Origin of the sequence: Hyphomicrobium sp. CS1BSMeth3 (assembly GCF_900117415.1) — a bacterium.
Taxonomy (GTDB): Bacteria; Pseudomonadota; Alphaproteobacteria; order Rhizobiales; family Hyphomicrobiaceae.
Genome location: NZ_FPEI01000006.1, coordinates 226,936 through 242,214 on the forward strand (window position 1 = coordinate 226,936; position 15,279 = coordinate 242,214).

Below are 15,279 nucleotides of genomic sequence, written 5' to 3' on the forward strand. Positions count from 1 at the left end.
GACATGTTTCCAGCAATCCCCAATCCCACCACGGACAAGTCCAACGCCCGGTTCGGCGAGAAGGACATGATCCGCCGCTCGGCCTCCACGATCACGCCGCCCGCCAAGCGGCAGACCGAGGTCGCCAAGCTGATCGACGTGTCGAAGTGCATCGGCTGCAAGGCGTGCCAGACGGCGTGCCTCGAGTGGAACCAGCTCACGGAGGAAGTCGGCGTCAATGTGGGTGTCTACGACAACCCGCATGACCTGACGGCCAATAGCTGGACGCTGATGCGCTACACCGAGTACGAGAACCCGGAGAGCGGCAATCTCGAGTGGCTGATCCGCAAGGACGGCTGCATGCACTGCGAGGATCCGGGCTGCCTCAAGGCGTGTCCCTCACCGGGCGCGATCGTGCAGTACTCCAACGGCATCGTCGATTTCGTGAAGGAGAACTGCATCGGCTGCGGGTACTGTATCAAGGGCTGTCCCTTCAACATTCCCCGCATCTCGCGCGCCGACCACAAGGCCTACAAGTGCACGCTCTGCTCGGATCGTGTGGCTGTCGGCCAGGGCCCGGCGTGCCAGAAAGCCTGCCCGACTCAGGCCATCGTCTTCGGCACCAAGGATGAGATGAAGGCCTGGGCAGCAAAGCGCATCGCCGACCTGAAGTCGCGCGGCTTTGCCAAAGCGGGACTTTACGACCCGCCGGGCGTGCAGGGCACGCACGTCATGTACGTGCTCCATCATGCCGACAAGCCGCAGCTCTATGCCGGTCTCGCCGAGAACCCGAGGATCAGTCCGATCGTCGAGGCCTGGAAGGGTGTCGGCAAATACGCAGGACTGGCGCTGATCGGCCTCACGGCGGCGGCCGGCGTCATCCATCACTTGCTGCAGGGCCCCAACCGCGTGACGTCCGAAGACGAGGAGAACGCGGAGAAGCTGGCAGGAGGCAAGTCGTGAGCACACATGACGATGGCAGCGGCGCACACATGCGGGTGCGCCGCTATTCGGGAAGCGCCCGCATCAATCACTGGATCGTGGCGATCAGCTTCGTTCTGCTCTTGCTGAGCGGGCTGTCGCTCTTCCATCCAAGCCTCTTCTGGTTGGCCGGTCTCTTCGGCGGAGGTACGACCGTCCGCTGGCTCCACCCCTGGATCGGGGTGGTGCTGGTGGTCGGGTTCATCGGCCTGTTCCTGCGCTTTTTCGCGCAGAACCTGCCCGAGCGCACGGACTGGGTCTGGCTCGCACGCATCCGCCATGTCCTCAAGGGCGATGACGAATATCTGCCGGAAGTCGGCAAGTACAATGCCGGGCAGAAGTTCGTCTTCTGGTCGCAGTCCATCCTGGTGATCGTACTTTTCGTCACCGGTCTCGGGCTGTGGGCGCCTGGGCTCGCCTATGTCGAGGGGCTCTTCGGCTTCAAGGCAACCATCGATCAGCTCCGCATGGCGGCATTGATCCATGCCGGCGCCGCGGTGCTCGCGATCACGATCTGGATCGTTCACGTTTACGCAGCGATCTGGGTCCGCGGTACGATCAGTGCCATGACGCGCGGCTTCGTCACCGGCGGCTGGGGCTGGCGTCATCACCGCAAGTGGTTGCGCAAGGAAGTCGGCCACGACGAACGCTCACGCGTCACGCCGGCCGAGTAGTTCGGCGCACGCTGCGGCAGGAGGTGCCTATTCATGCCGAGCGGGCGTCGCATCGTCGGCGACATGACCAACATCGGGGAGCAGGCGAAGCCACCGTTCGCCGTGCTCCCCGATCCATCGTCGCTCTTTCTCGCACGCGCCGAGCGTTTGAGCGCGCTGGCGCCTGACCACGAGCTCGGCCCTTACCTCAGCTTTCTCGCGAAGCTGGCGACGGCGCAGCACGAGGTCGCGTCCGATCTGCCGCCGGCCTTGCTGCCGCCGGACGATCGCATGGCCCGGTCGCTCGCGCATGGCGTGCCGCCGCTGTCACGCGCGACGATCGAACCCGATGACATCATGCTGGCCGCCGTCGAGCGCCTGGTCGCGCGGTTCGGCGCGGTCACGCTTCCTTCTGAAACGGCAACGGCCATCGCGGCTTTGCGCACGGGATTGCGCTCCGACGGCCATCGCATCGTCGGGGCGGCCCTCAAGGAGGCGTCGCCCGCTCAGGATCTGGCCCAACGCGTCCTGATCCTTGCGGGTCTGCAGGTGCACTTCTCGCGCCTTGCCGCCATGCTGGATGCAAACGCGCTGAAGCCTGTCGCCAATGCGGCCTGTCCAACGTGCGGCAGTCCGCCGATGGCGAGCACGGTCGTCGGCTGGCCGCGCGCCTACAACACGCGCTACTGCACCTGCGGCCTCTGCGGGACCATGTGGAACGTGATCCGCGTCACGTGCGTGCTCTGCGGGGCGACGGACGGCGTGAGCTTCCGCGGCTTCGAGGGCCAGCCGGACACCGTCAAGGCCGAGACCTGCGACACCTGCCGCGGCTACGTGAAGATCGTCTACCAGGTGAGCAACACCGCTCTCGAGCCGCTCTGCGACGACGTCGCGAGCCTCGGCCTGGACATGATGCTGGCCGAGGAAGGCTGGAAGCGCGGCGGCGAGAACCCGTTCCTGCTCGGCTACTGACCGGCAGCCGGTAGTGGTAAAACCACCATCTTCAATTTGGTGCAGCGCTTCTGGCAATTATCAAGTGGCGAGATCTCGATTGATGGCCAGCGTATCGCCGACGTTCCGCTCGCCTCACTTCGCAGACAGGTGGCCCTGGCGAGTCAGGACGTCTTTCTCTTCGAGGGGACCGTCAGAGAGAACCTCGTAGGTGCTCTGAAGGATCGGTCGGAGAACGACATTCTGGCCGCTGCGCGGCTGCGCGCGCCGACGTATTCATCAGGAGGCTGCCGCGGGGGGCTACAATACACAGGTCGGCGACTCGGGGGACGACCGTCGGGTGGCCAGCGACAGAGCTTGTCGATCGCTCGGGTATGCCTGAACATGGTTGGCAACATGACATCTCGGTAGCCCCAGAGAGCAGGCTCTAATGTCGAAGCGCCCCGCAGTGATAATCACCGGCCTGCCGTGGATACGCAGCGGCACCGGAAAAGTAATGCAGGCTCAGGTCGAGTATTTCAAATCGTTGGGGTGGGTCACGATATTCGTGGCCTGCCCGTTTAAGCGGACTGATGCCTATTCGAGGAAGATCTGGAAGAGGTTCGAGGAAGAGAAGGTGGATCTCGATGCGGACTTCACCGCAATCGCCTCGTTTTGGTGGCGCGTCTCGAAGCCCAGCATCACGCGTAGGCTTTGGGGCCGCTGGCATGGACAGAATGCCATGCACTGGGCTCTCGAACCCGGCAGAGCCGCTAGCATTCCACACACTCTTATGAGTGTCGCCAAAGAGTTTGATATCAGGTTGGTTCTAGCCAACCATGTCTACACATTTCCGGTGGCGCAAAAGTTGCGTACGCGATGGTCGTCCAAAGCGCCTATTGCACTCGTGACGCACGATATCCAGAGCCACGTGCTGCTCGACAACGTGGAGATCAATCCCTTCACCGGACAATTGGACGGGAGTGACGTATTGCTTGATACCGAGTTGCGAACACTCGCTGGTGCGGACTATCTTATTCATGTATCGAGCGACGATGAGGAGTTTTTTCGCTCCTGTTTGCCAAGCATACCCCATAAGCTTGTTCTGCCCACGATTGATAGCAGCTTTAAAGGGAGCGATCATGGCGAGGAGGCTCCCTTCTCCGATTTTATTTTCGTCGGTGCCGGGCACATTGCAAATTATCACGCTCTGCAGTGGCTTCTCAATGATGTCTGGCCGTTAATCGATCCCGACCTGAGAATAAAGATTGTGGGACCGGTGAAGGACCTCATGAGTAAACGGAACCCAACGCTCTACGCTACTTTCCAAGAGTTCTTCACTGGCAGCGTTCCCGATGTTTCGCAATGCTATCGTGGATCGCGCTGTGTACTGGCCCCAATGGTCACCGGGCGGGGTGTCTCGATCAAGACGATAGAGGCGTGTGCATTTGGACTACCTCTTGTAGGAACCTCTTTCGCATACAGAGGTCTGCCTAAGTTGGAGGTCGAGGCGGCAGGTCTACGCATGTACGACGAGCCAGAGGCGTTTGCCGAGGCCGCTCGACGGGCGGTTGACACGCCGGCGCCGTTCCAAGAGGCGAGTAAGCGACTATACCGTCGGCTTTTCAGCGGAGAAGCATACGCAAGCTCCATGAGCCAAGTGCTTGAGCATCTCGGCCTCTCAGACTAAGTGGAACGATGAAAAACCTGGCCCTCGCAATGTCCAATTGGAGGTCCGTACTTCGTGGATGACGAAATAGCAACATATGCGGAACTGCTTCTTCAGCAGTCTCGCGACGCGCTCTCTGCGCGGTACGTTAATGCGGGTAGCCGGACATGGCTTGAAGCAGCAGACGTTCGCTCCCTCACGGTGCAGCCTCTGATCCAAGTTCATCCAAGATTGCGAGCCCTGAAGGATCATGCGGCGGTCAAAGGGCACAGGACTTTTCCATATGTGTGATGGCGGCGCCATCGACCTTTCCCATGCAAGCGGCTATATGGGTTGCTTGTGCTCGATGCACGCGGAACTCCATCGAATGCAGGGTTGAGCATACCGGGAGATTGGATAGCCGTGCTGGCAGAATCTACAACCAGGGCAGGGCTCATCTCGGCGTACTTCGCCGAAACAGAAACCCTTATAAAGCAGCTCACAACACTGAGTGCGCAAATTGAGCGTGCGGCCGATGCTTGGATCAACGCACTTCGGAATGGCAGGAAGATTATTTTCTGTGGAAACGGCGGATCTGCAGCGGACGCACAGCATCTGGCGGCCGAGCTGATGGGGCGCTTTCTCTTGGACCGCGAGCCGATGCCCGCACTCTCGCTCACGGTGGACACGTCGGCTTTAACCGCAATCGGCAACGACTACGGCTATGAGAACGTGTTTTCGCGCCAGCTACGCGGCATCGGTAAAAAGGGCGACGTGTTGGTAGGTCTGTCGACGAGCGGCAATAGCCCGAACGTCTTGCGCGCTTTCGAGACAGCACGAGCGATGGGCATCCTAACAATCGGCTTCACCGGTGAGCGTGGCGGCAAAATGGAGAAGCTGTCGGATATTCTCCTCGCCGTGCCTCACAAGCAGACGAATCACATACAGGAAGCGCACATCGTTCTTGGACACCTCGTTTGCGGATTGGTTGAGGCCACTCTTTGCTCTCCCAAGCTCTAGTCCTCTGTGGCGGTCTAGGAACCCGGTTGGGAGAACTCACCGCGTCGACGCCTAAGCCGATGCTGCCCGTAGCCGGCCGCCCTTTTCTGGAACACTTGCTTCAAGAAATTGCCCGCTACGGCGTGACGCATATCGTGCTGCTTGCCGGCCGTTTTGGTGAGCAGATTGCGGACTTATACGACGGTCGTCGCCTGTTTGGCGCTCACATCGAGGTTTTGGTGGAGCGGGAGCCGTTGGGGACAGCTGGAGCTCTGCGTTTTGCAGAGGAGAGGCTGGCGTCTGAATTCCTGCTGCTCAACGGCGACTCCTGGATCGACGCCGATCTCGTTCACTTTGCCCTTCAATGGCGCACGGCAAAGGCGGTTCAGCCAACGCTTGCAGCTCAGATGTTGCTGCAGTCAGTTCCGGACGTCGGACGGTATGGCAGCGTGATGGTTGACAACGGTCGTGTCACGGCCTTTCGAGAGAAGGCTCGCGACTTGGCCGGCTGTTCCGGCCATATCAATGCCGGCGTCTATCTCCTGTCGAAGGAAGTCATCGGCTTAATTCCCGGAGGCGTCGCAAGCTCGCTGGAAGCCGATATCTTGCCGCTCCTGATCTCGAGCAGGCAGGTCGTTGCCGTCGCCGCGCCGGAGAACACCTATTTCATTGACATAGGCGTGCCAGAATCTCTTGCCCGAGCGCAAGAAGCATTGCAGCGAGCGCGCACGCGGGCGGCAGTATTTTTCGATAGGGACGGGACGCTCAATCGTGACTTTGGCTACACCCATCGGGTTGAAGACCTAGCGTGGATGCAGGACGCCCGCGAAGCGATAGCTTTTGCCAATGCGGCGGGCTTTTTGGTCTTCGTCGTCACCAACCAGGCAGGCGTAGCACGCGGACTCTATGACGAAAGGGCGATTGCGGCTTTCCACGGAGCTATGCAGGAGCAGCTGTTCGATTTTGGCGCCCATATTGATGCCATCGAATGGTGTCCCCATCACATTGACGGCCTCGTTGAGGCGTATCGCAAGCAGTGCGGATGTCGCAAACCTCTTCCCGGCATGCTCAACAATCTGCTTGGCGCTTGGCCGGCTGATCGAACTCGCAGCCTCCTTATCGGCGACGCCGAGACGGACATGCAGGCGGCCGGCGCGGCCGGTATCCGGGCCTTTCGATATGAAGGTGGTTCGTTACTGAAACTATTGCAGAAGGCGATTTCAACATTCGAGGAAGGACATGTGGATTAGCAGAACGCCGTTGAGGGCCAGCTTTCTTGGAGGCGGCACGGACTATCCTTCTTATTTTCACTCGAATCCCGGAGCTGTGCTCGGTGGGACGATCGACAAGTATGTCTATATTCAGGCCCTGCCGATGTCGCCCATCGCGGAACAGAAATTCCGTGTCACCTATCGTACGACTGAAAGCGTCGATCGGATTGAGGACATCCGGCATCCGGTCATTCGCGAATCCCTGAGGTCCTATGATTGGACCTCGCCGCTCAACATCGCCACCATGTCGGATCTCCCCGGTAGTACGGGACTCGGGAGTTCTTCCGCCTTCACTGTGGGCTTCATCAACCTGCTTCACCGTATGCGCGGGATCGAGCTCACGCGCTACGAGCTCGCGCGTCAGGCTATCCATATGGAGCAGGACATCCTCAAGGAGAATGGCGGCGCCCAAGATCAGATCCATGCCGCCTTCGGCGGCCTGGCACGTTACGAGTTCGCCGGTGATACTTTCACTATCGAACCGCTGAGGTTGGCCACGAATCGTCTTAGTTTCCTGAACGCATCGCTGCTGCTCGTCTACACGGGCGAGCAGCGCAGCGCCTCGGTGGTTCTGGAAAACCAGGAAAAACGCAACAAATCCGGCGCCAACGAGAGCTATCTGCGCGAAATGTATGAGATGACGCGTGTTGGCGCCTCCATTCTGGAGGCTGATGGTGATGATCGTGCCGCGATCGTGCGCTTTGCCGAGCTGCTCGATCATGGATGGAAATTGAAGCGGAAGCTTGGAACGGCAGTGTCAAATACGACGATCGATAATCTCCACGGCAAAGAGTTGGGGGCATGGGGGGGAAAATTGCTGGGCGCTGGAGGTGGTGGGTTTGTTCTGTTCCTTGCCGATCCGGAGGTGCACGGGGTCTTCATCGAGCGCTTTGGGGCTGAGAGGGTTATTCCGGTTTCGCTGACCAACGGTGGGTCTACGGTGTCGAACATTCTGTAGACAGCAATTGAAGTCGCCGCCCGGGTATTGCGAGTGCGCCGCGAATACGGAACGACGCCTTCGTGTGGGAGGTCTGAAGGTGATCGCCGTCGATCCGGCCAGTGATGGAGACAGCGCATGACGGCACGTGAACGGCGCATTATCTTGGTTCCCCCCGCGACACCCGGCAGTAAGGGGGACGAGGGGATGGTCCGCGGCGCTCTAGAACTCTTCCGGTCGAGCGTTGTGGTTATCCTCAATGCCTCTCCGGAATGCCTCTGGATTGAAAAGCTGGGGCTCGCATCCGACGAGCGTCAACGCGTTTCCGATGCGGCAGGGCCGATTCGCGACTTCGCACAATACTTGGAGGCGAATGATCTTGTATTTTTCTTGGGTGCCGATGTCATCGACGGCACATGCGGTCTCGAACCTAGCTTGGAGCGGATTGAATTGATGGCCAGCGCGCTGGCACGCGGGGCGCCGGTGTATGTCTCTTGTTCGTTCCGGTCGGTTGTCGCATCGGAAATTTTGGAGCCGCTGCGTCTTATGTCCGATGCAATTTTCCTGCTGCGTGACAATCACTCATTGGGCAATTTCGAAAGACAGACCGGGCTCGCTGGCCGCTATTTGCCCGACATTTCGTTCTTTTGTCCCAGCAGCAGCGGGGCGCCGATTGAAACCATCATCGCCGATATCGCTAAGGCGCGGAAAAGCTACGAGCCTGTCATCGGTGTGAACTTCGCCGAGCATTCCTTTCGCTCGTTCTTTGAGGTGCATTCTGACTTGAATCGAAAGGTATTCGTCGGCTCCATCCTAAGAGAATTGTCTGCATCACATCCAAATGCTTTCTACGTGCTTCTATCTAACGACGAGCGGCGTTGGCACAATCATCCATCCGATGATGATTATCAGCAGATCGCGCAGGAATGGCTTATCGAGAACATCGGAGAAGACCGGGCACTCACAGTCTGCCCCTCCATCGCGTACGGTGGAAACATCACGGTGCTGAGTGCCGTCGATTTCTTGATTACGGGACGAATGCACCTATCGTTAGCGGCATTTCGTGCTGGCACCCTGCCGCTGGTTATGATGGCGCAGGGTAAGGGCTATAGTTCTGTGGATAAGATGCGCGGGGCCTTCGAGAAGCATGCCGGTTCAGCTGCCGGGGTAATTTCGAAGGTCGGACAACTTGGTGCTGCCAGCGCCCAGTTTTTTGCCAACCGGCAAGCGCTCAAGGATCGGGTATTGGTTATCGACGCGGAATTGCGAACGGCACGTGCGCAGGACGCCAAAGCGCTTCTGGAGGAAATGCACGGTCGGGCGCTTCCCGGCTTTGGACAGGGTGGCCAATTGGGTACGGCGCCGATGTCTGCATTGGCCGGGCTGATCCGACGTTCCGACCAACTCGTCAAAGAGCAAGCGGTCATCCAGACACTTCGCCACCAGTTTGCTGGAGTGCAAAGTCGTGAACTGAACGCCGCAAGGCTTGGCGATGAGAGCAAACATTTTTTGGCGAATAACGACGCTACGGTCACTCCTGCGCAGCAGCGCATCGCCAACATGGCTGTCCGAGGGGATCGATTGGCCGAGGAATTGCGTCGAGCCTACGCCAATCCTTGGCGTCCTCTCAGATTCGCCCTCCGACGCTTTGTCCTACGCAGTTTGCTCCTCCTCGAGGGTGTCATCCTCTCGAAACGGAGATCGGAAATGCTTCGCCGCTCGATAGCCAGGTACAAGCTCGAGCACGTTCGGCATGACTGGCTCGTGGCTCGCGGGTTTGATGCGGGCAACGGGGATAAACACGAGGTTTTGCCAAAGTGAAGATTACTCTGGGACAACGTTTACACGTCTTCTTGCTGCGATTGCTTGTGAAGTTGGTTAGGCCATTTTCGAAACGGACTGCCGCACGTTTTACGCGCTCCGCTGACAAGCGCGATCCGAAGCAACTGGCACTGAGGCTGAAAGAAAAGCAAGAGCTGGAAAGGGCCCTTGCACTGGGCCTTCCGGGCGGTGCAGAGCCTCTTGTTGATCCAGCTCGGGTGCGGCGAATCCTTGTTGTGGACGATCGAATGCCGCAGCAGGACGCTTCCGCGCGCGAGCGGGCGACGTTGGGGATCATTACGGATCTGTGTGCAATTGGCTTCGACGTTGTTTTCTGCCCAACCAATCTGAGCGATGCAGAGCCCGTTCGCCGCGATATTGAGGCGTTCGGCGCGACGGTGATTGGCGCCACGAGCGGTCATGTGGACGCCGGCGCCTATCTACGCGCCGAGGGGGCGAAATTCGGCGCATTCTACCTGGTCGGTCTCGAAGTCGCGGAAGCGTTGATGCCTGAAGCGCGAACAGCGGCTCCGGATGCTCCCATCGTCTTTCACAACCCCGATCTGGTGGCGTCGTGCGAGGGGCGCGGGACGAGCAAGGCAGGAGCACCTGCTGCTGCCGAAAATCGCCGCGCAAGAGAGAGTGCGCTTATGAATGCCGCCGATCATGTGGTTCTGGTGAACCCGGCGGAGTATCCTTTCCCGGAAAAAAGCGTCGATGGTCTCAAGATATCGCATTTGCGATCTCTCAGTGGTTCAGGCAGTGCGAACGTATCTGAGACGGTGCGTCGGTCCGAATTGCTGAGAGCCCTCGATCGGGCAAAAATACTGCCGCTTGATCTCTATATTGAAAGTTGCCGCACAACCGATCCTGTCGTCTTTCCTACATACGAGAGAGATCGCACGATCGATGTCTCCATCATTATGCAGGTCGGCAATGATCAGGCCCTTGCCGACAGTTGCTTGCGCTCCGTGCGAGTGGCCGCTTGCGGTACAGGTATTTGCTACGAGGTCCTGCTGGTAGACGAGAGCACTGGCACCGAAGAATCTACGGAGGCCCTGGGCTTTCCGAGATCCGAGACGGCAGCAGCCGATGATAGCCCCGATGAACTGAGGCATTGGAACGCAGCAGTTGCTCGGGCGCGGGGGCGGTACCTGCTCTTCCTCAGGAGCGATACGATCGTCTTGCCGAACTGGCTGCGTCCTCTGGTTCAAGTCATGGACGACGACCGGCGCGTCGCAATCGTTGGATCGAAAAGTCTCGATCAAAACGGCGCGATCGAGGAAGCTGGCGGCGTGCTGTATTCAGACGGTTCTGCCGTGAAAATTGGGCAGGGTCGTAGGCGGCGCTCGACATTCTATTCGCTCGTTCGGGAGGTCGACTACACATCTGGTTCGTCGATGCTAGTGCGCCGTGACTTCTGGCGGGAGGCCGAAGGGTTCGACAATCGTTTCGGTCGGTCAGATTATAGGGATGCGGATCTAGCAATGACCGCGCGGGCGCGGGGGTATCACGTTGTTTGCCAACCGATGTCCGAAGTTGTGCTGGCGAAGGCTGACCAACGCGCGAAGAAGGAAGGGGATCAGTCGGCGCCCCTTGCTGGGCAAGCCCGCGATGAGTTCTTTCAAAAGTGGCAAGGCTCTCTGGCCAAGGGTTATATGGAGAGCGGGACTGTGCCGGAGATCGCAATCGCGCGTGCCGAGCGGAAAGTCCCTGTCGGCGCAGCGGCCCGTCGGGCGTCGGGTAAGCTGAATGTACTTTACTTCAGCCCATTTCCCTCGCATCCCGACAACCACGGCAATCAAGCTACAATTCAAGCGTTTGGCCGGCGCTTCCGCGAAATGGGGCACCAAGTTCATTTCGCCTTGCTTCAAAGCCGGCTTTATGACGAGAACGCCGTCGCTTTGATGCAAAATGCCTGGGACAGCCTGACCATTATTCCGAACGATCTTCGGCTTTGGTCCAATGGTACGGATATTCCCTTTGACGCCTGGTATGAGGAGGGAATTGGTGAGCGTATTCGCTTGCTCTGCGCCAAGTACGACATTGATCTCGTTTTCTGCTCGTACGTCTTTCAATCGAAGCTTTTGGACTATGTCCCGGAACACGTGCTTAAGGTCATAGATACGCACGACAAGATGGGGGGGCGATATGAGATGCTTCGCAAAAACGGGCAGCCCACTGAATTCTTTTCGTGCACTCCTGATGAGGAAGGTGCATATCTGCGCCGCGCCGATATCGTAGTGGCCCGACGCGCCGAAGAAGCTGAATACTTCGACGCCGTGACCGGTCGTGCATCCGCGATCGTTATTCCGCATGTCGAGGAGCCTAGGCCTCTCGATCGGGAATTTACTGATCTAGCGAATATCGGACTAGTGGCGAGTGCCAATCAAATCAATCTGGCCATTGTGCTGCAATTTCTGCAAGCGGTCGAAAGACGCACCGAAGCCGGCCATCCGCCGTTTTATGTACATATTGCGGGACAGGTGCGTGACATGATCCGGGCACTGCCCTCGGCCAAGGCGGAGATGTTCATGAAGCCCTGGGTGAAACTACTGGGTTTCGTTCCAGACATAGGCGAATTTTATAGTAGCGTCGACCTTGTAGTTTCTCCAGTTACAATGGGAACGGGCATTAATGTGAAAACTGTTCAGGCCATGGCCTACGGTATGCCGCTTCTGGCTACGGCCTGGGGTAGCAAGGGCATCGAGACAGAAGAGCCGATGCATAACCATCAGGATCTCGACACATTGGTCGATGGCCTTTTCTGTTTGGCTAAGGATCCAAATCGGCTTTCCGCACTCGCTGAGGTCAGTCGTCAGCGCTACCGGGCCTTCTACGAGGACAGCAATCGCGCGATGGAGGGGATGTTTTCAGCAGCAAGAGGGCGTGAGGAAACGTCACTTGCGTAGGTTGCGCTCTCGCCCGCCTGGGTAAATATGAGTAACCAATGCGCGGTGAACAAAAGCAAGGGGGATCAAAACAATGGCTAACTTGCTCCGATGGATGCGCCGGACTTCTGGAAGCCCCGGCACTACGGCGCCGATTTCCGAGGATGTGCAGCCCCCTGCTGAGTATCCCGATGTCTCTGCGGCAATCAGCGCAATTACTACCAAAGAGTATCTTGAAATGTCTGCACGCTTCTTCGGCGCAGGGACGCATCGAGACCTAAGAAATGTTAAGCTCGCTTCGATCTATTTGCGCGACGATGAATTTTTCTCCCGCTGCCTCGAGGTGTTGCAGCAAGTAGAATCTGAAAAGATACAGAAATTGATCAATGATCAGGCGGCAAAGAGAGTCGGGGGCTCTTTTGCCGAGTTTGGCATCTTTCAGGGGGCTTGGATTGAACGCCTCTTTCACATGACGGAGAGTGCGGGCCTAAGCGACCGGCATATCTATGGATTTGATAGCTTTAAAGGACTGTCCAAGCCGCACGAAACTTTTGATGTGGCATTCTGGAAGGAGGGGATGTATGCGGCGTCGCGTGCCGACGTGGAAAAAAATCTGAAAGTCGCCGAACGGCCGAGGATCAAGCTGATTGAAGGTTTCTTTGACGAGTCGCTGGAGCGCGACGATGCCAAAACCGTTGGCAAGATCGCCTTTGCTCGTATCGACTGCGATATCTATGAACCGGCCAAGCGATGCCTTGAGTTTCTGTCATCGCGTCTGGAACATGGCGCCATTCTCGTGTTCGATGATTGGACGCATGACTACTCGGTTGGCGAGGGACGAGCATTTGCTGAGTGGGTCGTCACAGTTCCGCACTTGAGGTTTAAGTTTATTTTTCTCGGACCGTGGGATCATTTGCACTTGCGAGTACTGCATCGGGATCAGGACGACATTTTCTAGAGCGGCCTCCGCTGAATGATTGCTGCGATCGCGATCCTGCTCCTCAGCCCGCATCTGTTCGAACACCTAAGCGCGCTTTGCAAAGTCTTGATCGATGATTTCCCGATAGTGTTGGTCATAGATGCGCCGCAACGCACTTGGCATCGAGCGCTGATCGCACAGCGGTCTCCTTGGAAGCCGATACATCGCGACCGAGGCGATGCGCCTCGAATTGTTCGGCTTTTCCTTCGCCTTGTGGCGGATGAGACGATCGGCTTACCTGCGATCGCTGGTCCGCAGCGAAAAGGTGACCTCAGGTCTTGCGGAAGATATCGCGGATGTCTTTAGGGACCGGTGCGCGCAGGCAGTAGACGCTGCCGCGCCCGGTGAGCCAGCGATGTTTTGCCCACCGTCGCCATGCCCCCAAGTGCAACAGTAGGGTTAGCGAAGGCCCTGGTTTGCGTATTATTTATAGATTTCAGGGGCTTGGGCTGGTTCTGGCTCCGCGGGTAGGATTCGAACCTACAACCAACCGGTTAACAGCCGGTTGCTCTACCGTTGAGCTACCGCGGATCAGGGGTGTCGCCCGAAGGCTGGTGGCTTCTAGCAAACACTCGCGCGTCGCGCCACCCCTTTTGGGTGCGACTTGCGAGACTGGGAATATCCCGTGTGTCGCCGATTATTCCGTCGGCGTCATGTACTTCAGGGCCACGTTCGAGAGCGCCCCGCCGATCACGCACGGAATGCCGACCTGCGCCTGCCCGAGCGCGCTCGCCACTACGCAGCCGAAAGCCAGCGCCGTCTGGCCCGCCTGGCCCCACCACGAGGCATTCCGGACGTTTTCCGGCCCCTTGCGGCGCAGCTCCTCGACAGCAGCGACCGCCTGCTTGCGAATGGCCGCCGTCTCGTACGTCTCGGCCGCCGTGATGACCTCGCGCAGCTCCTTCGCCGTCTCCTTGGGGACGCTGTCGAGCTGACGCTTCACGTAGGCGAGGAGCCGCGGATCGGTCTGCAGGTTCTGGGCGAGCGTCCACTTCGCCATGCTGCCGAGCGTCAGCTTTTCGACATCATTGCGGTCCTTGGACCAGGGCAGAACAGTGATGATGCGGTCGATGCCCTTGAAGCTGCCCGAGCCGAAATAATGGCCCCACATGATATCGATGTTGGCCGGCGAGGCCTTGAGGTCCAGCGTCTCGAAGGTCGGGCCCTTGCCGTAGAGATGATGCTCGATGAGCACCTTGCGCGTCGGCATGCGCTCGACGAATTTCTGGAGCAGCTCCTTCCAGCCGCGGAGGCCCGAATACGCGATCGCGCGTATGATCACCACCTGATCCTCGGGCGGCAGCGGGTACATCTCCGAGATAAGCTTCTCCGCGATCTCGGGATTGGCCGCGATGACGCCGGCGATGAAGCCCTGGTAGACGCCAGCCTGCTCGAGCTCCTTGAACACGCCGATCCCGCTCATGGCCTTGACGGCCTCGGGCAGCTTGTTGGGCTCGGGCTTCTCCCGATAGCTGTTGATCCATTTGAGGATGGTCTGCGCCGTGAGCTGCTGCGGAGGCGGCTGCGGCTGCTGCAGCGTGGCCTTGCGCTGGGCACCAGCCGTGCCTGCGCTCAATGCGAGCACGAGCACCACGAGAAAGGACAACACCGCACGCATAGCTACTCCCAGTCTCTTCGGCGCGCGTGGCGGTGCGCGCGGCGCCTGCAGCTACAATGCGAGAGGGCGTGGCCAATTTGCGGCTGGCTTATGGCCGTTTTGCGGTTGTACCGTGGACGCGGGATGGTCGCGCGCGCGTCGAGTGGTGTAGGGCTTCGCGCTTTCAGCGCGACGGGGCTTTCGCCCCTGGCCCCAACCGGGGAGACCCCGGACCCCCTCCTTTTTATGACTTGGAGCGAGCCGCGAGCGCCGCCATGTCCCTTCTCCCCGTCCTTTACGGGGAGAAGGTTAGGATGAGGGGCGGCGCCAATTGCCGACGTTTGCGTATGCCGCCGCCCCTCACCCCGGCCCTCTCCCCATTGAAGACAATGAGGAGAGGGGGAATGGGGCGGCCTCTCGCGAGCGCTGTCCGCTCGCGGCCAAGAGGAAGCAATTGGCACCCGAGCGCGACAGTCATGAGCGCGCGACTGCGCGCCGGCCGGTAGGCCGTACCAGGAAAACGACAGCACCTCTTCCCAGCAGCCCGCGGCACTCAATAAAGGCGGGTGGGTCCGGGAGGGTGTCCCTCCCGG

At 59.1% G+C, this 15,279-nt stretch carries 11 protein-coding genes and 1 tRNA gene; 10 read left to right on the forward strand and 2 right to left on the reverse strand.

Annotation, left to right across the window (positions count from 1 at the left end; translation table 11 throughout):
- The first annotated feature begins 3 nt into the window (after positions 1–3).
- The 10 genes from fdxH (at position 4) to CS1BSM3_RS16220 (ending at position 13,068) form a co-directional block, all read left to right on the forward strand.
- Positions 4–942, forward strand: coding sequence for a formate dehydrogenase subunit beta (fdxH, locus tag CS1BSM3_RS16170; RefSeq protein ID WP_072388615.1), 939 nt, complete (start codon positions 4–6; stop codon positions 940–942).
- A gap of 29 nt (positions 943–971) precedes the next feature.
- Positions 972–1,634 (forward strand): formate dehydrogenase subunit gamma, encoded by a 663-nt coding sequence (locus CS1BSM3_RS16175; protein ID WP_072393847.1) that lies wholly within the window; start codon positions 972–974, stop codon positions 1,632–1,634.
- Positions 1,635–1,667: 33 nt separating this feature from the next.
- Positions 1,668–2,585, forward strand: coding sequence for a formate dehydrogenase accessory protein FdhE (gene fdhE, locus CS1BSM3_RS16180; protein ID WP_072388617.1), 918 nt, complete (start codon positions 1,668–1,670; stop codon positions 2,583–2,585).
- Positions 2,586–2,994: 409 nt separating this feature from the next.
- Positions 2,995–4,233 carry a glycosyltransferase gene (locus tag CS1BSM3_RS16190; protein ID WP_083528651.1) on the forward strand — a complete coding sequence of 413 codons (1,239 nt, stop codon included), beginning with the start codon at positions 2,995–2,997 and terminating at the stop codon, positions 4,231–4,233.
- Positions 4,234–4,614: 381 nt separating this feature from the next.
- Positions 4,615–5,211: a D-sedoheptulose-7-phosphate isomerase gene (locus CS1BSM3_RS16195; RefSeq protein ID WP_244540536.1), complete on the forward strand. Its 597-nt coding sequence runs from the start codon at positions 4,615–4,617 to the stop codon at positions 5,209–5,211.
- Positions 5,212–5,237: 26 nt separating this feature from the next.
- Positions 5,238–6,440, forward strand: coding sequence for an HAD-IIIA family hydrolase (locus CS1BSM3_RS16200; RefSeq protein WP_244540537.1), 1,203 nt, complete (start codon positions 5,238–5,240; stop codon positions 6,438–6,440).
- The gene (locus CS1BSM3_RS16205; RefSeq protein ID WP_072388624.1) at positions 6,430–7,419 is read left to right on the forward strand and encodes a GHMP family kinase ATP-binding protein; all 990 of its coding nucleotides are present in this window, start codon (positions 6,430–6,432) and stop codon (positions 7,417–7,419) included. Before CS1BSM3_RS16200 ends, CS1BSM3_RS16205 begins: the two co-directional genes overlap by 11 nt.
- Before the next feature lie 117 nt (positions 7,420–7,536).
- Positions 7,537–9,219 (forward strand): polysaccharide pyruvyl transferase family protein, encoded by a 1,683-nt coding sequence (locus CS1BSM3_RS16210; protein ID WP_072388626.1) that lies wholly within the window; start codon positions 7,537–7,539, stop codon positions 9,217–9,219.
- Positions 9,216–12,131 carry a glycosyltransferase gene (locus CS1BSM3_RS16215; protein WP_072388628.1) on the forward strand — a complete coding sequence of 972 codons (2,916 nt, stop codon included), beginning with the start codon at positions 9,216–9,218 and terminating at the stop codon, positions 12,129–12,131. The genes CS1BSM3_RS16210 and CS1BSM3_RS16215 overlap by 4 nt, the downstream gene beginning before the upstream one ends.
- Before the next feature lie 73 nt (positions 12,132–12,204).
- Positions 12,205–13,068, forward strand: a complete 864-nt coding sequence (locus CS1BSM3_RS16220) for a TylF/MycF/NovP-related O-methyltransferase (protein ID WP_072388630.1) — start codon at positions 12,205–12,207, stop codon at positions 13,066–13,068.
- Between the two features lie 477 nt (positions 13,069–13,545).
- On the opposite strand, the gene CS1BSM3_RS16225 is transcribed toward CS1BSM3_RS16220, so the two are convergent.
- Positions 13,546–13,620: transfer RNA gene (locus tag CS1BSM3_RS16225), tRNA-Asn, on the reverse strand.
- Positions 13,621–13,726: 106 nt separating this feature from the next.
- Entirely contained in the window at positions 13,727–14,707 is a 981-nt protein-coding gene (locus CS1BSM3_RS16230; protein ID WP_072388631.1) for a hypothetical protein, read from the reverse strand.
- Positions 14,708–15,279 lie beyond the last annotated feature (572 nt).

Bases quoted from the DNA above. Each gene is read 5' to 3' on its own strand.
- fdxH (WP_072388615.1), top strand. From the start codon at position 4: ATGTTTCCAGCAATCCCCAATCCCACCACGGACAAGTCCAACGCCCGG.
- CS1BSM3_RS16175 (WP_072393847.1), top strand. From the start codon at position 972: ATGCGGGTGCGCCGCTATTCGGGAAGCGCCCGCATCAATCACTGGATC.
- fdhE (WP_072388617.1), top strand. From the start codon at position 1,668: ATGCCGAGCGGGCGTCGCATCGTCGGCGACATGACCAACATCGGGGAG.
- CS1BSM3_RS16190 (WP_083528651.1), top strand. From the start codon at position 2,995: ATGTCGAAGCGCCCCGCAGTGATAATCACCGGCCTGCCGTGGATACGC.
- CS1BSM3_RS16205 (WP_072388624.1), top strand. From the start codon at position 6,430: ATGTGGATTAGCAGAACGCCGTTGAGGGCCAGCTTTCTTGGAGGCGGC.
- CS1BSM3_RS16210 (WP_072388626.1), top strand. From the start codon at position 7,537: ATGACGGCACGTGAACGGCGCATTATCTTGGTTCCCCCCGCGACACCC.
- CS1BSM3_RS16220 (WP_072388630.1), top strand. From the start codon at position 12,205: ATGGCTAACTTGCTCCGATGGATGCGCCGGACTTCTGGAAGCCCCGGC.
- CS1BSM3_RS16230 (WP_072388631.1), bottom strand. From the start codon at position 14,707: ATGCGTGCGGTGTTGTCCTTTCTCGTGGTGCTCGTGCTCGCATTGAGC.